This is a genomic window from Bacteroides muris (ex Fokt et al. 2023), assembly GCF_024704895.1.
In the GTDB taxonomy this organism is placed as follows: domain Bacteria; phylum Bacteroidota; class Bacteroidia; order Bacteroidales; family Bacteroidaceae; genus Bacteroides; species Bacteroides muris.
Map to the genome: position 1 here is coordinate 34,557 of NZ_JAMZEE010000008.1, position 23,279 is coordinate 57,835.

Sequence of the window (23,279 nt, forward strand, 5' to 3'; positions counted from 1 at the left end):
AAGAAATACCATTATGAAAGAGCCCAAAGTACAAGTAGGCATCCTGTTTGAACCGCAGATAGAATTCGTTTTGCTGAACCCGTATCGCATGGACGGAACGGAAGTCAGCGGCAAGCAGGTAGTGACCTACGACGAAGGAAAGATTCTTTGGAACGGACGCCGGTATGACGAACTGCTGTTCGAACCGCAACACGAGCAGACCGATGCCTTCGAACTATTGGACGTTACCATCGGCATCAATTTCCATTGGGAGCGCAAGGAAGACCAGCGTTTTCCGGGTGCCCTCAAAATCATCGTTGAGAATGGAAAGCTCACCGGCATCAACGTCATCCATGTAGAAGATTATCTGACCAGCGTCATCTCTTCTGAAATGAGTGCCACCGCTTCTCTGGAACTGCTCAAGGCACATGCTGTCATCTCCCGGAGCTGGCTACTGGCACAAATACAGAAGAATAAGGAAATCACCGAAGCCCAAGCCAACTACTCGGCCTTTACGCAGACCGACGAAGAGCTGATTCGCTGGTACGACCGAGAGGACCACACACGTTTCGATGTATGCGCTGACGACCATTGTCAGCGCTACCAAGGCATTACGCGTGCATCCACTAATATTGTGAAACAAGCCATCTCCGCTACCCGCGGCCAAGTGCTGACGTCCGACGGAAAGATTTGCGACGCCCGTTTTTCCAAATGCTGCGGCGGTGCTTTCGAGGAGTTCCAATACTGCTGGGAAGACATCAAATACCCCTATCTCACCCGACAGCAAGACAGCAAAACGCCCACCACGCTACCCGATCTGACGCAGGAAGCCGAAGCGAACCGCTGGATTCGCACCTCCCCCGAAGCATTCTGCAACACCACCGACAAGAAAATCCTCTCGCAGGTACTCAACAACTACGACCAGGAGACTACGGACTTCTATCGCTGGAAGGTGGAATACACCCAGGAAGAACTTTCAGCCCTCATTCTGAAACGTTCGGGCATTGACTTCGGACAAATCATCGACCTTATCCCCATAGCCCGCGGAACCAGCGGACGCCTCTGGAAACTGAAAATTGTGGGAACCAAACGCACGCTCACCATCGGCAAGGAGCTGGAAATTCGCCGTACGCTCTCTACTTCACACCTCTACAGCTCCGCCTTCGTGGTGGACAAGGAGGAGTTGTCCGCCGAAGGCATTCCCGGACGCTTCATCCTCACCGGTGCCGGTTGGGGACATGGCGTGGGGCTTTGCCAGATAGGTGCCGCCGTGATGGGTGAGCAAGGATATAAGTATGACGAAATACTGCTGCACTACTATATAGGTGCAAGCATTGACAAACTGTATGAATAATCAGATAAAACACAATAAATCAATATCATGAACTATACAAAAAACATATCACCATGGGCCTGGGTACCCACCTTGTACTTTGCACAAGGTATTCCGTATTTCATCGTAAACAACATCTCCGTGATGATGTTTACCAAAATGGGCGTACCGAACGGAGAAATGGCCTTGTTTACAAGCCTGCTCTATCTGCCCTGGACTATCAAACCCTTCTGGAGCCCGTTTGTCGACATCATCAAGACCAAAAGATGGTGGACTCTTTCCATGCAGATTCTGATGTCTGTGGCATTCATTCTGCTGACGCTCTCCATTCCACGACCGGACGAGGCGACTATGGCAGCCGGAACAACTCCCATCAGCATGTTCAGCATCACGCTGATGCTTTTCATCATTACGGCTTTTGCCTCTGCCACACACGACATCGCTGCCGACGGCTTCTACATGCTGGCACTGAAACAGAGTGACCAGGCAGCCTTCGTCGGCATCCGAAGTACGTTTTATCGGCTTGCCTCTATCTTCGGACAAGGCGTGCTCGTGGCCATTGCCGGTGCCATCGAACTGAAGACCGAGAACATTCCGCTGTCATGGACCATCACGATACTGGTTACAGCCGTTCTGTTCAGCCTGGTGACGTTCTATCACCTCTTTGCAGTCCCTAAACCCGCCTCTGACAAGTCTACACTGGCAGCCGATGCCGCCACTGCAGGAGCCATATTCAGGGAATTCGGACGAACATTCGCCACCTACTTCACCAAACCGGGTGCATTGCTGGCCATCGTATTCATGTTGCTGTACCGCCTGCCTGAGGCATTCCTCATCAAAATGTGCATGCCCTTCCTGGTTGCCTCCAAAGAATCGGGAGGTCTGGAACTATCGACAGCAGAAGTAGGTATCGTATACGGCACCATCGGAGTCATATTCCTCACCCTGGGCGGTATCCTCGGAGGATTGTTCGCATCACGCATTGGCTTGAAAAAATCCATCTGGTGGATGGCAGGATGCATGACTCTGCCATGCCTGACGTTTGTCTATCTTGCCATTGCCCAGCCCGACAATCTGTTTGCTATCTCAACCGCCATCGCCATTGAGCAATTTGGCTACGGCTTCGGTTTCACGGCCTACATGCTCTACATGATGTACTTCTCCGAAGGTGAATTCAAAACATCCCACTATGCCATCTGCACCGCATTCATGGCACTGAGCATGATGATTCCGGGTATGTTTGCGGGATATATCCAGGAGGCTATCGGATATACCGACTTCTTCTGGTTGGTAATGATATGCTGTTTCGCCACGGTTGTGGTCACCCTCTTTGCAGACAGAAGAATAGACCCGGAATATGGGAAAAAATGATGAATGATGAATGTTTAATTATCAGTGATCAGTGATGAAAAAGATTATTGTAATATCCTTACTCTGCCTCCTCTGCGGAGGTGCGATGCAAGCACAGAAGATAAGAATAAAGACTGGTATCGAGGTACTGAAAGAACAGAATTTCCGATGCCTGGAAGGTAAGCGTGTAGGGTTGATTACCAACCCGACGGGAGTGGACAACCGGATGAAGTCCACCATCGACATACTGCACGAGGCGCCGAACGTAAATCTTGTGGCACTCTACGGCCCCGAACACGGCGTGCGCGGCGATGTGCACGCAGGCGACCATGTGACGGACATCAAAGACGCAACTACCGGACTGCCCGTCTACTCGCTTTATGGAAAGACCCGCAAAGCCACACCGGACATGCTGAAAGACGTGGATGTATTGGTATATGACATCCAAGACATCGGTTGCCGTTCCTTTACCTACATCAGTACCATGGGACTGGCTATGGAAGCCGCCGCCGAAAACGGCAAGGAATTCATCGTGCTGGACCGGCCCAATCCCGTAGGCGGACTGAAAATTGAAGGCAATCTGGTTGAAGATGATTGCATTTCTTTTGTAAGCCAGTTTAAAATTCCGTACCTTTACGCCCTCACTTGCGGTGAGCTGGCACTGATGCTCAATGGCGAGAAGATGTTGAAGGATGGGGAACAATGCAATCTCCACATAGTGGAGATGAAAGGCTGGAAACGCAAGATGGATTATACCCAAACCGGACTGCAATGGGTTCCTTCCTCTCCACACATTCCACATCCACATTCTGCATTCTTCTATCCCGTCAGTGGCATCTTGGGCGAGCTGGGATATATGTCCATTGGTGTGGGCTATACCATTCCGTTCCAGATGTTTGCCGCGCCGTGGGTGGAAGCGGAGAAGCTGGCCGGAAGCCTGAACCGTCTGAACGTACCGGGGGTTATCTTTAGGCCGATGTACCTGAAACCGTTCTACAGTGTAGGCAAAGGCGAGTTGCTGCAAGGCGTGCAAGTGCACATTATAGATTTCGGCAAAGCACCGTTGAGCGACCTGCAATTCCTGGTCATGCAAGAAGTCGCCGCCCTCTATCCAGACCGTGCCGTGTTTGACCATGCCGACAAGGGACGTTTCTCGATGTTCGACAAGGTAAGCGGTTCGCGGCAGATACGCGAGCGCTTCTCAAAGCGGAACCGTTGGGAGGACATACGCGACTACTGGTATAAAGATGCCGAAGACTTCCGTAAGTTGTCGAAAAAGTATTATTTATATAAATAAATTCACAGATAAATAAGGAAGGGAAAAGAACCTGATACGAAGACTATTTCAGTCGTATACTTAAATATATTCAGTATACGACTGAATGTACCCCCTCGTAAGACACGTTTACAGAGCACTTTGAAGCGAAGTGATGCAATAAAAAAAAGTGAACATGAAAGAGCATAGTTACATGGCTTTCCTGCAGGAAGCAAAACAATTCATTCCGCAGGAAAGAATTTATACCGACGAACTTCGCCGGCTGGCTTGGGGTACGGATGCCGGTTTCTACCGCCTGATTCCCCAGATTGTAATCCGTTCGAAAGACGAGGACGAAGTTTCACAACTGTTGAAACTGGCGAGCCGCCACAAACTGCCCGCCACCTTCCGGGCGGCAGGAACCAGTTTGTCGGGCCAAGCCATTAGTGACTCCATCCTCATCGTAGCCGGCAAGAATTGGGAAAAATACAGCATATCTGCCGACCATGAACAGATAACCCTCCAACCGGGCATCATCGGACAGCGTGTAAACGAGTTGCTGGCCCCCTACGGTCGCAAGTTTGCCCCCGATCCCGCCTCGGTGAAAAGCGCCATGGTGGGCGGCATCGTCATGAACAATGCTTCCGGCATGAATTGCGGCACGCATGCCAACAGCGACAAAGTGCTTGTTTCCGCCCGCATCATCCTGATGGACGGCACCCTGCTGGATACCGGAAATCCCGTCAGCCGCGCTTCCTTCGAAGTGACCCATCGCGACTTCATCCGCCGCATCTGCATACTGCGCGACGAAATACGCGCCAACGAAAAACTGGCCGAACGCATCCGTTACAAATACTCCATCAAAAACGTAACCGGACTCAATCTGCTGCCTTTTGTCCGTTTCGACGACCCGTTCGAAATCATCGCCCACCTCATGGTAGGTTCCGAAGGTACTCTGGCGTTCCTTTCGGAAGTGACGATGAAGACCGAATATGACTATCCCTACAAGGCCAGCGCCATGCTCTACTTCAAGAGCATCAAAGAAGCGAGCCGCGCCGTGGTAGCCATGAAGAAGCTGGTCGACGAAACCGGCGAATGGACAGTAAAAGGGGCTGAAATGCTGGACTACAAGAGCCTTTCCTCCGTCAGCGACCCCGTATTCCTGAAATACAAAGGTGAAGTTGCCTCCTCTGCCCTCCCCGGCGTAGAGCCGGGTGACGAAACCGGACTGACCGCAGTGCTGACCGAAACCAAAGCCCGCACCCCGGAAGAACTACAACAGAACATATCTGCCATCGAAGCATGCCTGCAAGCCTTCACTACTTATATTCCGGTACGCTTCACCGACCGGCCGGAAGAATATTCCAAATACTGGGCCATCCGTTCCGGCATCTTCCCTTCGGTAGGAGGTACCCGCCGGCCGGGAACCACTTGCCTCATCGAGGACATAGCCTTCCACATTGAAGACCTTCCGGAAGCAACGGCAGAGTTGCAACAACTCATAGCCCGCCACGGATATGACGACGCCTGCATCTATGGCCATGCTCTTGAAGGAAACTACCACTTCATCATCAACCAATCCTTCAGTACCCAAGCTGAAGTGCGACGTTACGAAAACTTGATGAATGACATCAAGACCTTGGTAGTAGACAAATATGACGGTTCCCTGAAAGCCGAGCATGGTACGGGTCGGAATATGGCTCCCTTCGTCCGCCATGAATGGAGAGATGACGCCTACAAAGTCATGAAAGCCGTCAAAGAGCTGTTTGACCCGCAAGGATTGCTGAACCCCGGTGTCATATTCAATGATGACCCGCAATGCCATATCAAGAACTTCAAGCCGTTGCCCTTATTGATGGAAAATGGAAAAGGAAGAAATGACACAGTATCCCATTCCCAGCTATCCACTATCCACTCTCGGTTAAACAAGTGTATCGAGTGCGGTTTCTGCGAAGTCAACTGTCTCTCCTGCGGCTTTACCCTTTCCTCGCGCCAGCGCATCGTGTTGCAGCGCGAAATATCCCGGTTGAAACAAAGCGGTGAAGACCCGACACGCCTTGCACTGCTCGAAAAGCAATACCGCTATCCCGGCAACCAGACTTGCGCCGGAGACGGCCTCTGCTCCATGTCGTGCCCGATGGGTATCAATACGGGCGACCTTACCCATATAATCCGCCGGGAAGCATTGCCCAAAGGCAGCCTGGGATACAAAGCCGGAGACTTTGCCGCCAATCATTTCGCCGGTGTCAAGAGTGCACTGCGTCCCACATTGTCCTTGGCCAACTTCAGCCACTCCCTATTAGGGACAAAGGCCATGAGTAGTATTACCAAAGGCCTGCACAATGCATTAGGCATACCTCTATGGACGCCGGCTATGCCAAAGCCCTTCCAGCCTCTCCCCCTTTATGATAAAGCAAAAGCATCTACTCACCCTCCCTACGGAGAAGGAGGCAAGGAGAGAGAGGCCGTAGTTTATTTCCCCAGCTGCATCAACCAGACCATGGGCCTGGCCAAGAAGTCTCCCGTAGAGCAGCCATTGGTAAATAAAATGGTGTCTTTGTTGCAAAAAGCCGGTTACGAAATCATCTTCCCGAAAGATATGGACAAGCTTTGCTGTGGCACCATTTGGGAAAGCAAAGGGATGCTGGACATCGCCGACCGCAAGACAGCCGAATTGGAAGCCGCACTTTGGGAAGCCAGCGAACAAGGCAAATACCCCATCCTCTGTGACCAAAGCCCTTGTCTGCACCGCATGCGCGAATGTATCAAGAAAATGAAACTGTATGAACCTGCAGAATTCATCTATGTCTTCTTACGTGACAAGCTGATTTTCACACCCATCAATCGCCCCGTAACAGTCCACATCACCTGCTCCATGCGGAAAATGGGACTGGCAGATACCATTATAGCCCTTGCACGCCTCTGTTCCAGCAAAGTCATCGTGCCGGAAGAAGTAGGCTGCTGCGGTTTTGCCGGAGACCGGGGATTCACCTATCCCGAGCTGAACTCGTACGCCCTACGCAAACTCCGTCCGCAAATAGAAGCGTCCGGAGTGAATATAGGCTACTCCAACAGCCGTACTTGTGAAATCGGATTGACAACAAACTCGGGTATCCCCTACGTCTCCATAGCCTATCTGGTAGACGAATGTACAAAGGCGGCTGATAGTTAGGATTAATAATTAACTTAACACACAAATATTACAATGAACAGTACCAAAGTAAGTAAACGCATCCTTGCACTCGACATTCTCCGTGGTATCACCATCGCAGGTATGATTATGGTAAACAACCCCGGTTCGTGGGGACATATCTATGCCCCCTTGCGGCATGCAGAGTGGAACGGCCTGACCCCCACCGACCTCGTCTTTCCCTTCTTCATGTTTATCATGGGAATTTCCACATACATTTCCCTGAAGAAATACAACTTCGAGTTCAGCTATGCCGCCGGTATGAAAATACTGAAACGTACCATCGTCATTTTCCTCATCGGCATGGCCATCGGCTGGTTCTCGCGTTTCTGCTATTATTGGGCTTCAGCTCCGGACGATCTCAGTTTCGGAGAAAAGCTATGGGCTTCCGTCTGGACATTCGAACGTACCCGTATCTTGGGTGTCATGCAACGGCTAGCGCTTTGCTACGGTGCAACCTCCATCATTGCGCTAACCATGAAGCATAAGCATATACCTTATCTGATAGCCGGCCTATTGGCAGGCTACTTCATCCTGTTGATGTGTGGCAACGGTTTCGCCTATGATGAGACGAACATTCTTTCCGTGGTAGACCGTGCCATCCTAACCCCTGCACACATGTACAAGGATAACGGCATAGACCCCGAAGGGCTGTTAAGCACAATCCCTGCCATTGCACACGTGTTGCTGGGCTTCTGTGTAGGACGGCTGATGCTGGATGGCAACAAGTCGGAAGACCGTGCTTCATTTCTCAATTCGCAGCTTATCACCTTGTTTCTGGCAGGTGTCATCCTTACTTTCTCCGGTTTCCTGCTGAGCTACGGTTGTCCTATCAACAAGAAAATATGGTCTCCTACCTACGTACTCGTCACTTGCGGACTGGCATCCAGTTTTCTGGCATTGCTTATCTGGATTATTGATGTGAAAGGCAATAAGAAGTGGAGCATGTTTTTCGAGGCATTCGGTGTGAATCCGCTGTTCATGTATGTATTGGGCGGCGTACTTAGCATACTTTTCGGCAGCATCAGTTTCTCGTGGGGAGACGGCAGCATCAGTGTACACAGATTCTTATATAATATAGTCCTCATGCCCGTTTTCGGTGAAACCGCCGGTTCCCTTGCCTTTGCCCTGCTGTTTATCGCCATTAACTGGTGTATCGGCTACCAGTTGTACAAACGAAAAATATATATCAAAATATAATGATTGAACATCCCCGTTAATCATTGAACATTAAACATCAATCATTGAACATTAAACATTATTTATATGATTCTAATAGCAGACAGTGGCTCTACAAAGACCGATTGGTGTGTTGTAGAGAATGGAGTACTTCTCCAACAGATATTCACGAAAGGGACGAACCCTTTCTTTCAGTCGGAAGAGGAAATCAGTAATGAAATAGCAACAGCACTATTACCTCAGCTGAAGACAAGCGAACTGGATGCCGTATACTTTTATGGTGCAGGATGCGGATTTCCCGACAAGATAAGTATGGTGCACCGTGCCATTACCAAACACCTCAATGTGAAAAATAAAGTGGAAGTCAATACCGATATGCTGGCTGCCGCACGTGGCCTCTGCGGACATGACTCAGGCATTGCCTGCATCATGGGAACCGGCTCCAACTCATGTTGTTATGACGGGAAAAGTATTGTCACCAATGTATCTCCTCTGGGATTCATCTTGGGAGACGAAGGCAGCGGAGCCTGTTTGGGCAAACTGTTGGTAGGCGATATCTTGAAAAATCAGATGACACCCGAGCTTAAAGAGAAATTCCTCAAACAGTTCGACCTGACACCTGCCGATATCATCGACCGCGTCTACCGTAAACCTTTCCCCAACCGTTTCCTGGCAAGCTTGTCACCATTTCTTGCACAGAACCTGGGCGAACCTTGTGTACGCGCTCTGGTGCTGAACAGCTTTAAGGCATTCCTTAAACGCAACGTCATGCAATATGAAGACTATCAACATCAAAAAGTACATTTCATCGGTTCAGTAGCCTTCTATTACAAGGAAATTCTGGCAGAAGCTGCCCAAGAAATGGGTATCCAACTGGGTGCAATCATCAAGAGCCCCATGGAAGGACTCATCAAATATCACAACTGAAAGTGACAAATCGTAAATAGTAAATCGTCAAATAGCATATAGACTATGTTCGTAAAAATCTCTGAGCAACCATCGCTCTACAATGACTTGGAAAAAAAATCAGTCCGTGAAATTCTGGAAGACATCAATACCGAAGACCAGAAAGTGGCGCTTGCCGTACAGAAGGCAATCCCTCAGATAGAGAAACTGGTAACCCAGATTGTGCCTCGCATGAAACAAGGCGGACGCATCTTCTACATGGGTGCGGGTACCAGTGGACGTCTTGGCGTACTCGACGCTTCGGAAATTCCACCGACTTTCGGTATGCCCCCCACACTGGTTATCGGCTTGATTGCCGGTGGCGACACTGCATTGAGAAATCCGGTAGAGAATGCCGAAGATGACATTCACCGCGGTTGGGAAGAGCTGACGGAACGCAATATTACAGACAAGGACACTGTCATCGGTATTGCTGCATCCGGCACCACCCCCTACGTAATCGGCGCCATGCACCAGGCACGTGAACACGGCATACTGACCGGCTGTATCACCAGTAACCCGGACTCGCCAATGGCGGCAGAAGCGGATGTAGCCATCGAAATGATTGTAGGGCCTGAATATGTGACGGGAAGCTCGCGCATGAAATCGGGAACAGGACAGAAAATGATACTGAATATGATTACTACTTCCGTCATGATACAGTTGGGACGCGTGAAAGGCAACAAGATGGTGAATATGCAGCTCAGTAACAAAAAGCTTGTAGACCGTGGTACCCGTATGATTGTAGAGGAACTCGGACTGGACTATGGCAAAGCCAAGGCACTGCTGCTGATGCACGGTTCGGTGAAGAAGGCAGTGGACGCATACAGAGCCCCTCGTGCCACTAAAGAGGAAGAAGAATAGTTTCAAGAACAATTAACCCGATTAATTATCCCCTTCCCCTTTCAAGAGTGTGTCAAAACCCCTTTCATAGGGGGGCGGGGCAAATCTTTTTATTATGAAAGCAATCTGTTTTTTTCTCTTTTCTTTTTGTCTGCAAGCTGCCACCGCGCAGCCTTTACAACGCGTAGCCCCCGAACAAGTGGGAATGGACTCCCGCAAGTTGATGTATGCCGATGAAGCGATTGAAACGGCTATCGCCAACAAGGATATTCCCGGTGCCGTACTTGCCGTAGTGCGCAATGGCAAGATGGCCTATCTGAAAGCATACGGCAACAAGCGTGTTTATCCCGATGCGGAGCCTATGACTGTCAATACGATTTTTGATATGGCATCTTGTAGCAAATCCATGTCGACTGCCGTATGCACGATGATTCTGGCAGAACGTGGCAAGCTACGCATGCTGGACCCCGTCAGCCTCTACATACCCCATTTCAAGAATTGGGAAAGCGAAGACGGCAAAGAGAAGAAGGTAATCCGCATTGCCGACCTGATGACACACACTTCCGGACTGCCCCCCTATGCACCGGTAGCCGAGCTAGAAAAGCAATACGGTTCTCCCAATGCCGATGGCCTCATGGAGTATATCGCTACTTGCAAACGTGACTTCAAGCCACAGACAGATTTCCAATACAGCTGCCTCAACTTCATCACTCTGCAACATATCATCGAGACCATAAGCGGTCAGAGCCTGCGTGACTTTGCCCGTGAAAACATATTCGATGTACTCGGCATGGAGCATACCGACTATCTGCCCTGCCGACGTGACAAGAATGGCAAATGGATAAATACAACGGACGCAAACTGGGCAAGTATCACCGAAGGAGACTGGCACAATGCCATTGCGCCTACCGAAAAACAACCTGACGGGCAAGTCCTCTGCGGACAAGTGCACGACCCGCTGGCCCGTATCATGAACGGAGGCATCAGCGGCAATGCCGGAGTATTCTCCTGTGCCGAAGACATTGCCGTGCTCTGCGCAGCCCTGCAAAACGGAGGTGAATGGAACGGGCACCGTATCCTGAGTCCGCTGGGTGTAAAAACCATGCGTACCGTGCCACGCGCCACTGCCAGCTTGGGACGCACTCTCGGCTGGGACTGCTTTACAGCCTATGCTTCTAATAACGGAGACTTGTTCGGCCCCGGCACCTATAGCCATACCGGATATACGGGTACTTCCATCGTTATCGACCCGGACAATGACACTTCCGTCATATTGCTTATCAATGCCGTGCATCCGGAAGACGGGCATAGTGTGGTTCGTCTGCGTTCGTTGGTTGCCAACGCTGTGGCGGCTTCCATCTGCCCTATTCCGCGTGTTTATACAGACCATTACTACAAACGCTTCCTGCAGTTTATGGACGAGCCTGCCATTACAAGCAAGGACATCGTCATGCTTGGCAACAGCCTGACTGAAGGTGGCGGTGACTGGTCGGCACGCCTCGGCAAGAAGAATGTACGCAATCGCGGCATCATCGGTGATGAAGTGATGGGTATTTATGACCGTCTGCACCAGATACTTCCCGGACATCCCGCCAAGCTGTTCCTGCTTATCGGGGTCAATGACATTTCCCACAATCTGACGCCGGACAGCATTGTAAGTATGATTCGCATGACGGTGGAACGCATCCGGAAAGAATCTCCCGATACAAAACTCTACCTGCAAAGCCTGCTTCCTTTCAATGAAAGTTTCGGACGGTATAAAAGCCTGACCGGAAAAACCGATATGGTCCCTGAAGTCAACCTTCGTTTGGAAGCACTTGCCAAAGAAAAAAACATCGCTTATATCGACCTCTTCCCCTTGTTTACAGAGAAGGGAACGAATGTACTGCGCAGCGAACTAACCGGTGACGGGCTGCATTTGAATGAGGATGGATATAAAATCTGGGTAAAGGCCATCAAGAAGAAAATATAGGCTCCTCTATTATAAAAGCATAAAAAAAGTGGCGAAGAAGAATCTTCACCACTTTTTTATTATCCATACCGGCTATTCAACGATGCGCTCCAGCAACAAATCGAACGTCAATGCAGTATATCCACGAATAGTTCCATCATTGCTACCACTAGATCTATAGGCGCTCTGCCACGGTATATACAGCATCCAGCGTTCGCCTACCCGCATTAACTGCAAGGCTGCTGTCCATCCGGAAATTACATCTGCAACACCAAAAGTGGTTGGAGAATCAAAGGCTGTTGGTTTTTTCACCAAATCCAATGGGATATTAGTATCCAAAGCGCTATACCCATCAAAATTTCCGTCAAATTGATCACCCGTTATTAAAGTTCCGTAATAAAAAGCACTGACAGTAGAATGGTATCCCGTGTATAACGGACGTTCCCCTGTTTCATTCCTCACAAGCTTCTTGCAATAGACATACTGGGCACCTCCAGTGGTACTTGCAGTCGTCTGTATGGCATACAGTTTCCCGAGTTCCATAGCATCAGCCTGCTCTGCCGTGGCAACATAGTTCTCACCCGTCAGCCTTTTTATCGAGTCGGCAAATGCCTCATTGCGTTCTCTCCAGTTATCATACTTTCCAGCCTCTTCCACTTCTTCACAAGAGACAAAGGCACCCGCCAGCCACAGCAGGAAAGGCAAAAACAAAAGGGACTTTTTCATTTACTATTTTACTATTTACTATTTACTATTTCAGTTTGTTCACGCAGCGGTCTATTTCGCAACCGCTTTATTGCAGCGTCTTCAGCAGTGACGTAATGCTTACACGGTCTGCAATAATATTATTCAGTTCAGAGATAGCCACGCGCTCTTGCTGCATGGTGTCACGATTACGCAGTGTCACACAGTTATCTTCCAAAGTCTGATGATCCACGGTGACACAGTACGGAGTACCAATGGCATCCTGGCGGCGGTAACGCTTACCGATAGAATCTTTCTCATCATACTGGCAATGGAAGTGGAACTTCAGGCTGTCGATAATCTCGCGTGCCTTTTCGGGCAGTCCGTCTTTCTTTACCAACGGCATTACGGCCAGTTTCACCGGTGCCAGTGCAGCAGGCAACTTCAAGACAACACGGGATTCACCGCTATCCAACGTCTCTTCACAGTAGGAAGCCGACATGATGCTAAGGAACATGCGGTCTACACCGATACTAGTCTCGATGACATACGGGGTATAGCTTTCGTTGGTTTCCGGATCGAAATACTTGATGTTCTTGCCGGAGAATTTCTCATGCTGTGACAAGTCGAAATTTGTACGGCTGTGAATACCCTCTACTTCCTTGAAGCCGAAAGGCATCAGGAACTCGATGTCTGTAGCAGCATTGGCGTAGTGGGCCAGTTTGTCGTGGTCGTGATAACGGTAATGGTCATCACCGAAGCCCAGCGCCTTGTGCCATTTCAGGCGGGTAGCCTTCCAGGTCTTGAACCAGTCAAGCTCCGTACCCGGCTTTACGAAGAACTGCATTTCCATCTGCTCGAACTCGCGCATGCGGAAGATGAACTGGCGTGCCACGATTTCGTTACGGAAAGCCTTACCTATCTGGGCGATACCGAAAGGAATCTTCATGCGGCCGGTCTTCTGTACATTGAGGTAATTTACGAAGATGCCCTGTGCCGTTTCCGGACGGAGATATATCTTCATGGCACCGTCGGCAGTAGAACCCATTTCCGTAGAGAACATCAGATTGAACTGGCGTACCTCTGTCCAGTTCTTTGTGCCACTGATGGGACAAACGATTTCTTCGTCGAGGATAATCTGACGGAGTTCGTCCAGATTATTATCGTTCAAAGCCTTGGAAAAGCGTTCGTGCAAGGCATCACGCTTGGCCTGGTGTTCCAGCACACGTCCGTTGGTGCTACGGAACTGGGCCTCATCGAAAGCATCGCCAAAACGCTTGGCCGCCTTTGCCACTTCCTTGTTTATCTTGTCATCGTATTTGGCAAGCTGGTCCTCTATCAACACATCGGCACGATAGCGTTTCTTGGAATCGCGGTTGTCAATCAGAGGGTCATTGAAAGCGTCCACGTGTCCGCTGGCTTTCCAGATGGTGGGGTGCATAAAGATAGCCGAGTCGATACCGACAATATTTTCGTGCAGCAGCACCATACTCTGCCACCAGTATTGTTTAATGTTATTCTTGAGTTCCACACCCATCTGACCGTAGTCATATACGGCTCCCAGTCCATCGTAAATATCGCTGGAAGGGAACACAAAACCATATTCCTTACAGTGTGAAACGAGTTTCTTAAAAACGTCTTCTTGTGCCATTTTCTGTTGTATCTAAATTAATTTGAATCTTATTTTCAGCTAAAAAGCGCCACAAAGATAGAGATTTATATCGTAAGTAGGACAAGGAGGGTATTAATTTATCTTATTACCAACAATAGAAACGGCACATATGCCTGTCGGTTGAATTGAATCAGGGAATATTTATCCGACCAATCGGACGATGATTAACGAAACTGGCATGTTGCACGAAGGTCATAACTGCGATTCTGCCAGCCACGCGGGAGAAAGAGCCCCGGCCTCGCGCCCACTCATATTATATTACAAATACGAGTATAATCCGCTTGCATTCACACATCTTCCCATCTCACTCGCTGAACGAACGTGATTCAGTCAGGGACTGAAAGCCTTTCACTCAGGGACTGAATGCCATTCAGTCCCTGACTCATTGTACCCCCTCTCAGAAGGTATCAGGAAGGGGGGTATAGCAAGCCACCCGACCCGCAAGAACCGACAATAAAATTATAGGACATCATCATCTAAAAGCCGGCATACTTTCCTGATTACTTCCTGCGGACAACCGCACTGCAAGCGGCCTATTCAAAGAAGCTATCCATAGTAAGGCCGCCAACAATCCGGTGCTGCAAAAGAACACAGAGCAAGGCGGCATCGTGACCGGAACCGGGCATTGCATGCTCATCAATATTCGCAACCGGCTCTACTGTGTCTATCATGGACGTACCGAAGCCACCGGCGACGAACGAATGGCATTCATCGACCCCGCAGACATCCAACCGGACGGGAAACTGGTGGTCTGCGGACCGAATACCGGCTCACAGCAAATTGAGCATTGAATGCAGCCAGGCAAACACCGGTGCGTTGAGGCATACTGCTAAAAAACTATCGCACCGGTTTCCTATATATAGAATTAAATTAGTATTTTTGCCTGCAACTGGAAAACCAGCAATATCATAGAATAGACAATTCCCGAACAAATATGAGCGAAGATTTTGAAGCACCGAAAGATGATTTGGACAAAGAACTCCCAACCGGAAGAGAAGAACATTCGGATTACAAACCTGCAGACGCAAAGGATGCCAACGTAAAGCACCAACTGAGCGGCATGTACCAGAATTGGTTTCTGGACTATGCCTCATACGTCATATTGGAACGTGCCGTCCCCCATATCATGGACGGTCTGAAGCCCGTGCAACGGCGTATCCTCCACTCCATGCGCCGCATGGAAGACGGACGCTACAACAAAGTGGCGAACATCGTAGGGCATACCATGCAGTTCCATCCGCATGGCGATGCTTCCATCGGCGATGCGCTGGTGCAGCTGGGACAAAAGGACTTGCTCGTAGATTGCCAAGGAAACTGGGGCAACATTCTGACGGGAGACAGCGCCGCCGCCCCCCGTTATATCGAAGCACGCCTCTCCAAGTTTGCATTGGACGTAGTATTCAATCCCAAAACCACCGAATGGAAACTCTCTTACGACGGACGAAACAAAGAGCCGGTGACACTACCGGTAAAATTTCCACTGCTGCTTGCGCAAGGCGTGGAGGGCATCGCCGTAGGCCTGTCGTCCAAGATATTGCCGCACAACTTCAATGAACTGTGCGACGCTTCCATCAGTTACCTGCACAACGAGGAATTCAAGCTCTACCCCGACTTCCAGACCGGAGGCAGTATCGATGTTTCCAAATACAACGACGGCGAACGCGGCGGTGCGGTACGCGTACGTTCCAAAATAGAGAAGATAGACAACAAGACACTTGCCATCAAGGAAATCCCCTACGGGAAAACGGTGGCCAGCGTATGCGACTCCATCGTAAAGGCCAGCGAGAAAGGAAAAATCAAGATACGTAAGGTAGAGGACCTGACATCCGGCAACGTGGAAATACTGGTGCATCTGGCTCCGGGCGTATCGTCGGACAAGACCATCGATGCCCTCTATGCCTTCACCGACTGTGAAGTGAGCATCTCTCCCAACTGCTGCGTCATCGACGAGCAAAAGCCGCACTTCCTCACCGTAAGCGACGTGTTGCGCAAATCAGTCGACAATACGTTGGCACTGCTGCGCCAGGAATTGGAAATCCGCAAGGGCGAAATACTGGAAAGCCTGCACTTCGCTTCGCTCGAAAAGATATTCATCGAAGAACGTATCTACAAGGACAAGGAGTTTGAACAAGCCAAAAACATGGATGCCGCCTGCGAACATATCGATGAGCGCCTGACTCCCTACTACCCGACTTTTATCCGCGAAGTGAGCAAGGAAGACATCCTCCGGCTGATGGAAATAAAGATGGCACGCATCCTCAAGTTCAACTCCGACAAGGCAGAGGAGCTGATAGCACGCATGCGAAAGGACGTAGAGGAGATAGACCGCCATCTGGCAAACATCGTGGAATATACCGTCGACTGGTTCCGTATGCTGAAGGACAAGTACGGCAAAGCCTTCCCCCGCCGCACGGAACTGCGTAACTTCGACACCATCGAAGCAACCAAAGTCATCGAAGCCAACGAAAAACTGTACATCAACCGCGAAGAGGGTTTCATCGGAACAGGATTGAAGAAAGACGAATTCATAGGCAACTGCTCGCCCATAGACGACGTTATCATCTTCTTCCGCGACGGGAAATACATCATCACACCGGTGGCCGACAAGAAATTCGTGGGCAAGAACATACTCTATGCCAACATCTTCAAGAAGAACGACAAACGTACCATCTACAACGTCTGCTACCGCGACGGCAAGGAAGGAACAAGTTATATCAAGCGCTTTGCCGTCACTTCCGTGGTGCGCGACCGCGAATACGATGTGACACAAGGCACCCCCGATTCCCGCATCACCTACTTCACCGCCAATCCCAACGGTGAAGCCGAAATCATCAAGGTGACCCTGAAACCCAATCCCCGCGTACGCCGCATCATCTTCGAGGAGGATTTCAGCGCTATCAATATCAAGGGACGGCAGGCCATGGGTAACATCCTCACGAAACTCCCCGTACACAAGATATCCCTGAAACAGCGCGGCGGCTCCACACTGGGCGGACGGAAAGTGTGGTTCGACCGCGACGTGCTGCGCCTCAACTACGATGGCCGCGGAGAATACCTCGGAGAGTTCCAGAGCGAAGATACCATTCTCGTCGTACAGAACAGCGGAGAGTTCTATGTAACCAACTTCGACCTGAACAACCACTACGACGATGGCATACGCGTATTGGAAAAATACGACCCGAACAAGGTATGGACTGCCGTACTTTACGATGCCGACCAGCAGAACTACCCTTATATCAAGCGTTTCTGCTTCGAGGCAACCGCCCGTAAACAGAACTATCTGGGAGAAAACAAGAACAGCAGCCTTATTCTGCTGACAGACGAATACTACCCGCGTTTAGAAGTCATGTTTGGTGGTCACGACAGTTTCCGGGAACCGATGATAGTGGAAGCCGACGAATTCATCGCCGTGAAAGGCTTCAAGGCAAAAGGCAAGCGACTGACCACCTATACCGTAGAAACCATCAACGAACTGGAGCCTACCCGCCAACCGGAACCCTCGCAGGCAACCGAAGAACAGGAAGCGGATGAAGAACCGGAAATTCTGGACCCCGACCACGGTAAAAGCGAAGGGGACATACTAGACGAGATGACAGGACAGATGAAACTGTTTTGATGGAGGACTGGATATGTACGTATACAAGATAATAATTTTATGCGGCCTGCTCTTGGGAAGTGCCGGACTGAAAGCACAAGAAGCACAATGCGGCATCGACCGGGAGCTACGGGCTGACTCCACCAACCGCAACCGTATCATCACCCGTGCCACCATGTATGGTGTCGGCCTCACCAACGTGTTCGACACTTATCTTTCGCCTCAGGAGTACAAGGGAATCGATTTCCGTATCTCCCGCGAAAGCATGCGGATGACGCGGCTGATGGGAGGCAACGTCTCTCTGCAAACTTTCTTCCAGGCAGACCTGGGGTACACACACAACAAGGTAGACAACAACAATACATTCTCCGGACTGGCAAACTGGAACTACGGCCTGCACTACAACTTCCCCATCACAAGCAACTTCAAGCTGCTTGCCGGAGGAGTCGGCGACTTCAACGGTGGTTTTGTCTATAATCTGCGCAACGGCAACAACCCCGCCCAAGCACGTGCCTATATCAACCTTGCGGCATCGGGAATGGCCATTTGGAACTTGCGTATCAAGAACCGTCCCATCACATTACGCTATCAGATGAATCTTCCCTTGGCAGGCATCATGTTCATGCCCAACTATGGACAGTCCTATTACGAGATATTTACGTTGGGACATTGGGACGGAGTAGTGAACTTCACCTCCCTGCACAACCAGCCCTCTCTGAGACAAATGCTGACTGCCGACTTTCCGGTGGGGCATGCCCGGATGCGTTTTGCCTACATCTGGGATGCACAGCAGTCCAATGTGAACGAAATAAAGACACATACTTACTCGCACGTATTCATGGTGGGGTTCGTAAAGGAACTCTATCTGTTTCCCGACAAGAGAAAGTAAAAAGTGACAAGATGATAAATGATAAGGATAATGTGCATGAAAAGAAGATATCTCTTAAGAATTTGGAGCATCCTGCTCACGTTGCTGCCCCTATCGAGCGGATGTATTCGTGAGGAAGAGTTCAGCAATACCCCGCAAGGCAATTTCGAAGCCTTGTGGAAGATAATAGACGAACAGTATTGCTTCCTGGACTACAAGCAAATAGACTGGGATGCCATCCACGACAAGTACCAGCCGCTCATTACCCCGGGAATGAGCTACGACGGTCTATTTGAAATATTGGGCAACATGCTCGCCGAACTGAAAGACGGACATGTCAACCTGTACTCTTCTTCCAACACGGCACGCTACTGGGACTGGTATCTGGATTATCCTCGTAACTTCAACGAAAGTATCATTGAAAAGTACCTGGGAAGAAACTACCGCATTGCCGGAGGCGCCAAATACACCATCTTGGAAGACAACATAGGATATATCTATTACGGCGATTTCTCCAGTGGCATCGGAAACGGCAACCTGGATGAGATTCTGTTATACCTTTCCGCTTGCAACGGCCTGATTATCGACGTGCGCAACAATGGTGGCGGCAACCTGACAAACGCCACCCGAATGGCACAACGCTTCACGAATGAAAAAGTGCTGACGGGATATATCCAGCACAAGACCGGCAAAGGCCATAGCGATTTTTCAGATCCGACTCCCATTCATGTGGAACCCTCCAACAGTATCCGCTGGCAAAAAAAAGTAATTCTCCTGACCAACCGTCATTCCTATAGCGCAACCAATGATTTTGTCAACTCCATGCGCTGTTTTCCCAATGTCACCCTGGTTGGCGATAAAACCGGCGGAGGGTCGGGCCTGCCATTCTCTTCGGAACTGCCCAACGGATGGGGAGTGCGATTTTCTGCCAGCCCGCATCTCGATGCCCAAAAGCAGCATATCGAGTTCGGCATCGACCCGGACAAGAAAGTGGACATGAGCAAGGAGGATGAAGACAATGACCTGGATACCATCATTGAGGAAGCAAGAAAAATGCTGAAAGTAAAGACATGAAGCTACTTTATCCATCAAACTGTTTGCCAAAACGAAAAATCTTCCTATCTTTGTCCTCGCTAAACGGAATTACCCTGCGGGTGTGGCGTAATTGGCAGCCGCGCCAGACTTAGGATCTGGTGCCGTGAGGCGTGTAGGTTCGAGTCCTATCACCCGCACTAGTTTACTTTAGAGGATTTTTCTTCGGGAAAATCCTCTTTTTTACTTTCATAACTATTTGAAGCTCTCGCTATTACAGCGAGAGCTTCAAATAGTTAAACAACACCTCAGGATTAAGAAGTTTTGGGGTACATCAGAAAACGCTGTACGCATACAAATCTATTGTGCGATAATCACTTACTGCTTAGTAGCAATAATCCAACGCGATATGAAATTAGAACGCAGCGTCTATGAAGTTCTCTAAATTCTCGGAATCTCTCTGACTGACAAAACACATCTCAGCAACTTGTTCGACAAATCGAATTTCAGAAATGTCAAAAACCGATATGATTCAAGTGAACCGAATTTATTCAATTTTTAACCTTGTCCATTTTTAGTGGACAGTAGTAAAAACCACGAGTTTCGTTGAAACAGGTATCGTTTTGTTCTGAGGGAATATAACTCACAAACACCTAGTTCAATCCGAAAAGACCTTTCAAGCGAACAACCCTATTGCTTGCGACCGCTTCAATAGACGTAAAAAGAATTCCCCTTCCGGAATTCGCACTTCTTTCTTCTTTATGAAGGAAGGGTGATGCCGGAAGGGGAATTTTTCTTTTATGTCCGAAACAGAGGGCGTACCTGCAATTTACTCTCCGCCGCCCGAATTGCCGCCGCCACCTTTCACATCGTCATTGCTGATGGAACGGGCAGCTTTTTTCACACTGGCCTTCAACTCACCGAGGCGGTAGCTGACACTCATGCCGAACGAGCGGTTGGCATAACGGCTTTTACTGGCAGAATAGAAGTTTTCGCCAAAAGTCGTATTGTCGAAAGTCCTATACTTGGAGAAGAGATTCGAACCGTATACGCTGACTGTCAGACGGTCTTTCAGGAACGAACGATTCACGTTCAAACTGTAGTAAGAATAGCCGCTTCCTTTGCCCTGCAAAGAAATGTAAGGCGTGCTTCCGCCACCATTCAGACTCGCACGCAATTTCCACGGGAAAGTGTGCTGGATTCCTCCGTATATGGAGCCCTGCCAACCGTAATTATGCAATTCCTGTGCCGGACTCTTTATATCTGAATAATTTCCTCGCCCGTTGATATAAATACGCGTCTTCGGAGATGCATTCCAATTGAAGTAAAGACTCATATTCGTATTACGGCTCTTGCCTATATTGGCATAAGTGCTATAAAGAGCACCCTCAGGAGCAAAGTGGTCGCCGAAAGACTCACCCTCCGGACCTATCAGACGGCTCACACGTTCGATTCCATTGTTGTTGAACGAATGGCGCAAGGCCACGTTGATGTTGAACTTGGAAGAGAAACTGCTGTAGCTCAGGTTGAACGCATGGCTCTTCTCGCTCTCCAGTTCAGAGTTACCTTGGCTGATGAACATCGGATTGCGGTCATCGAAGTAAGGATTCAGATACCAGATTCCGGGACGGTAGATACGCATGTCATAACCTCCGCGCAGCGTCTGCGTGGGGCCCAGCTTGATGCCCAAAGAAACAGAAGGCACCACATCGTTGAAGTTCACCTTGAAATCCTCTCCCGCCCCTACAAGATATCGTACATCCTGTGCCGTATGCTCATAGCGCACACCGGGCTTGAAAGTGAAATCTTTGTAGCGCAGCGTATACCCGAAGTAAGCCGCCAAGATGTCGTTCAGATGCTTGTAGTGGCTGCTACGGCCCTCGTTGTACTGATACTCTCCGTTGCCATCCTCACTCTTGTCTTCCGAAAAGTCGTTCTCGCTGACATTGTTACGGATGATATATTTCACGCCCGCTTCCACGGTATGCAGTTTGCCGATAGGAGTCGTATAGTCTGCCTGAAAGGTATGTTCCGTCGTATTGGTTTTGCCGAATGTGTGCGAATTGTAGAGTTGGAAAACCTCAGGCACCTGATAACGGTCCAAGTATCGGCTGTAATAATCACTCTTGTCGGGCTGTGTGTTGATTTTATAGGAAAGCGTGAACATACGGTTCTTGTTCTTCTTGGAAATGCGTTGGTAGTCCACATTTCCACGGATGGAATACCACGATCCGTCACCTTCTGAGAGTGTGCGGTAGCTGTATGCCTTCTCGTCACGCGCCTCGTTCCACATTATGGTATTGCCGTTGGACTCACTGTCGTTGCCTCCCCCATACATGCCTACAGACATGGTGAGAAGCCGCAAAGTATCTATCTCATAACTGGCTTCCAGATTGCCATGCTGGAACTGTCCACTGTTATCCGAGGAGTTGGCAGATTCCAGATACTTCTGTTCGATAGACTGATAATCTTCACGATAGTTCTCCGAATAGCTGGTAGGCTGGCTATTGTAGCTATAGTTGTAGTTGCCCGTCAATGTCAGCTTGCCCTGCTTGATGGTGGCATAGGCGCCGCCACCCATTCCCATATTGCTGGCCCGTGCACTGAAAGTAGCGGTATATCCCTCGAAGCCACTGCCCACGGTCACGATGTTGAGGATGCCTCCCACTCCTTCGGCATCGTATTTTGCTCCCGGAGAAGTAATCACTTCTATATATTTGATTGTATTGGCGGGCATACTTTTAAGCACCTCTTTGGGATTGTTGCTCATCATATTGTTGGGTTTTCCGTTGACGTGTACCTTGAAGCTGCTACTGCCATTTACTTGAATGTTGTCTTCGCCATCCACCGTCACAAGAGGCACTTTGCGAAGCATCTCTATCACGGAGTTCGTCTTGGAGTCGGGATCATCTTCAATGTTATACTCTATCTTGTCCACATCTACTTTCACCAAAGGCTTTTGGGCCACCACTTCCACCTGTCCCAATTCATTGGAGGCGTCCACGACATAGAGCGTGCCGAAGTCCACCACTTTCTCTCCTACCTTCACAGAGAAGTTCTTCACGATAGGAGTACGTCCCACGGAAGTGATGGTCATCACAAAGTTGCCCGTACCGGATACTTTTTCCTGAAACCGACCCTTCATGTCTGTCACCAGCATTTTCAAGGCTCGTGCAGGAACCTCTTTCTTCACGATTTTAATGGTAGCATAAGGTTCACCTTCCTGAGTAAGTGAGTCGAGCAAAATACCTTTAACCTGGAAAGAAGTGTTTGCTGTGTTTTGTGCCAAAGCCAGCCCGGATATCATCAACAGGTATAGCAGCACAGTCCATTTGATTCTCATTACATTTTTTGTTTTAGTGACTATTCTTGTTTATTATCTTGATATTAGACGTTTCTAATT

The 23,279-nt window shown here is 49.5% G+C and carries 15 protein-coding genes, 1 tRNA gene and 1 pseudogene; 14 read left to right on the forward strand and 3 right to left on the reverse strand.

All coding sequences use genetic code 11. The features are described 5' to 3' along the window. Positions 1–13 precede the first annotated feature (13 nt). The 8 genes from M1B78_RS04880 (at position 14) to M1B78_RS04915 (ending at position 12,046) form a co-directional block, all read left to right on the forward strand. Positions 14–1,333: a SpoIID/LytB domain-containing protein gene (locus tag M1B78_RS04880; RefSeq protein ID WP_257940055.1), complete on the forward strand. Its 1,320-nt coding sequence runs from the start codon at positions 14–16 to the stop codon at positions 1,331–1,333. Positions 1,334–1,360: 27 nt separating this feature from the next. Continuing rightward, positions 1,361–2,683, forward strand: a complete 1,323-nt coding sequence (locus M1B78_RS04885; protein ID WP_257940056.1) for an MFS transporter — start codon at positions 1,361–1,363, stop codon at positions 2,681–2,683. A gap of 34 nt (positions 2,684–2,717) precedes the next feature. Beyond that, a complete protein-coding gene (locus M1B78_RS04890) occupies positions 2,718–3,959 on the forward strand; it encodes an exo-beta-N-acetylmuramidase NamZ family protein (RefSeq protein ID WP_257940057.1) in 1,242 nt (413 codons plus the stop codon). 154 nt (positions 3,960–4,113) lie between these two features. After that, complete coding sequence (locus M1B78_RS04895; RefSeq protein WP_257940058.1) at positions 4,114–7,089, forward strand: FAD-binding and (Fe-S)-binding domain-containing protein; 2,976 nt, start codon at positions 4,114–4,116, stop codon at positions 7,087–7,089. A 33-nt stretch (positions 7,090–7,122) separates the two neighbouring features. After that, entirely contained in the window at positions 7,123–8,307 is a 1,185-nt protein-coding gene (locus tag M1B78_RS04900; protein ID WP_136008904.1) for an acyltransferase family protein, read from the forward strand. Positions 8,308–8,373: 66 nt separating this feature from the next. Beyond that, entirely contained in the window at positions 8,374–9,213 is an 840-nt protein-coding gene (locus M1B78_RS04905) for a BadF/BadG/BcrA/BcrD ATPase family protein (RefSeq protein WP_257940059.1), read from the forward strand. Between the two features lie 45 nt (positions 9,214–9,258). Beyond that, positions 9,259–10,095, forward strand: a complete 837-nt coding sequence (gene murQ / locus M1B78_RS04910; protein ID WP_136008902.1) for an N-acetylmuramic acid 6-phosphate etherase — start codon at positions 9,259–9,261, stop codon at positions 10,093–10,095. A gap of 94 nt (positions 10,096–10,189) precedes the next feature. After that, complete coding sequence (locus M1B78_RS04915) at positions 10,190–12,046, forward strand: serine hydrolase (protein ID WP_257940060.1); 1,857 nt, start codon at positions 10,190–10,192, stop codon at positions 12,044–12,046. A 72-nt stretch (positions 12,047–12,118) separates the two neighbouring features. Here M1B78_RS04915 and M1B78_RS04920 read toward each other — a convergent pair whose 3' ends face one another. Next, positions 12,119–12,751: an FKBP-type peptidyl-prolyl cis-trans isomerase gene (locus M1B78_RS04920; protein ID WP_257940061.1), complete on the reverse strand. Its 633-nt coding sequence runs from the start codon at positions 12,749–12,751 to the stop codon at positions 12,119–12,121. Between the two features lie 67 nt (positions 12,752–12,818). Continuing rightward, a complete protein-coding gene (locus tag M1B78_RS04925) occupies positions 12,819–14,360 on the reverse strand; it encodes a glycine--tRNA ligase (protein ID WP_257940062.1) in 1,542 nt (513 codons plus the stop codon). Positions 14,361–14,956: 596 nt separating this feature from the next. Between M1B78_RS04925 and M1B78_RS04930 the strand changes: the two genes are divergently transcribed. The 6 genes and pseudogenes from M1B78_RS04930 to M1B78_RS04955 all read left to right on the forward strand — a co-directional run. Beyond that, complete coding sequence (locus tag M1B78_RS04930) at positions 14,957–15,172, forward strand: hypothetical protein (protein WP_246866868.1); 216 nt, start codon at positions 14,957–14,959, stop codon at positions 15,170–15,172. A 143-nt stretch (positions 15,173–15,315) separates the two neighbouring features. Further along, positions 15,316–17,997, forward strand: coding sequence for a DNA gyrase/topoisomerase IV subunit A (locus M1B78_RS04935; protein WP_176468011.1), 2,682 nt, complete (start codon positions 15,316–15,318; stop codon positions 17,995–17,997). A 13-nt stretch (positions 17,998–18,010) separates the two neighbouring features. Further along, the gene (locus M1B78_RS04940) at positions 18,011–18,865 is read left to right on the forward strand and encodes a DUF3316 domain-containing protein (protein WP_257940063.1); all 855 of its coding nucleotides are present in this window, start codon (positions 18,011–18,013) and stop codon (positions 18,863–18,865) included. Between the two features lie 36 nt (positions 18,866–18,901). Continuing rightward, positions 18,902–19,918 carry a S41 family peptidase gene (locus tag M1B78_RS04945; RefSeq protein WP_257940064.1) on the forward strand — a complete coding sequence of 339 codons (1,017 nt, stop codon included), beginning with the start codon at positions 18,902–18,904 and terminating at the stop codon, positions 19,916–19,918. 76 nt (positions 19,919–19,994) lie between these two features. Further along, positions 19,995–20,076 (forward strand) — tRNA-Leu (locus tag M1B78_RS04950). Between the two features lie 95 nt (positions 20,077–20,171). Further along, a pseudogene (locus M1B78_RS04955) lies at positions 20,172–20,438 on the forward strand (IS4 family transposase); the annotation flags it as partial. A 267-nt stretch (positions 20,439–20,705) separates the two neighbouring features. Here M1B78_RS04955 and M1B78_RS04960 read toward each other — a convergent pair. Further along, entirely contained in the window at positions 20,706–23,219 is a 2,514-nt protein-coding gene (locus M1B78_RS04960) for a TonB-dependent receptor domain-containing protein (RefSeq protein WP_257940065.1), read from the reverse strand. Positions 23,220–23,279: the final 60 nt, after the last annotated feature.

Excerpts from the sequence above, each read along its gene's own strand:
- M1B78_RS04960 (WP_257940065.1), bottom strand. The coding sequence starts at position 23,219 with ATGAGAATCAAATGGACTGTGCTGCTATACCTGTTGATGATATCCGGG.
- M1B78_RS04940 (WP_257940063.1), top strand. The coding sequence starts at position 18,011 with ATGTACGTATACAAGATAATAATTTTATGCGGCCTGCTCTTGGGAAGT.
- M1B78_RS04915 (WP_257940060.1), top strand. The coding sequence starts at position 10,190 with ATGAAAGCAATCTGTTTTTTTCTCTTTTCTTTTTGTCTGCAAGCTGCC.
- M1B78_RS04920 (WP_257940061.1), bottom strand. The coding sequence starts at position 12,751 with ATGAAAAAGTCCCTTTTGTTTTTGCCTTTCCTGCTGTGGCTGGCGGGT.
- M1B78_RS04895 (WP_257940058.1), top strand. The coding sequence starts at position 4,114 with ATGAAAGAGCATAGTTACATGGCTTTCCTGCAGGAAGCAAAACAATTC.
- M1B78_RS04900 (WP_136008904.1), top strand. The coding sequence starts at position 7,123 with ATGAACAGTACCAAAGTAAGTAAACGCATCCTTGCACTCGACATTCTC.
- murQ (WP_136008902.1), top strand. The coding sequence starts at position 9,259 with ATGTTCGTAAAAATCTCTGAGCAACCATCGCTCTACAATGACTTGGAA.
- M1B78_RS04880 (WP_257940055.1), top strand. The coding sequence starts at position 14 with ATGAAAGAGCCCAAAGTACAAGTAGGCATCCTGTTTGAACCGCAGATA.
- M1B78_RS04885 (WP_257940056.1), top strand. The coding sequence starts at position 1,361 with ATGAACTATACAAAAAACATATCACCATGGGCCTGGGTACCCACCTTG.
- M1B78_RS04935 (WP_176468011.1), top strand. The coding sequence starts at position 15,316 with ATGAGCGAAGATTTTGAAGCACCGAAAGATGATTTGGACAAAGAACTC.
- M1B78_RS04890 (WP_257940057.1), top strand. The coding sequence starts at position 2,718 with ATGAAAAAGATTATTGTAATATCCTTACTCTGCCTCCTCTGCGGAGGT.
- M1B78_RS04905 (WP_257940059.1), top strand. The coding sequence starts at position 8,374 with ATGATTCTAATAGCAGACAGTGGCTCTACAAAGACCGATTGGTGTGTT.
- M1B78_RS04925 (WP_257940062.1), bottom strand. The coding sequence starts at position 14,360 with ATGGCACAAGAAGACGTTTTTAAGAAACTCGTTTCACACTGTAAGGAA.
- M1B78_RS04945 (WP_257940064.1), top strand. The coding sequence starts at position 18,902 with ATGAAAAGAAGATATCTCTTAAGAATTTGGAGCATCCTGCTCACGTTG.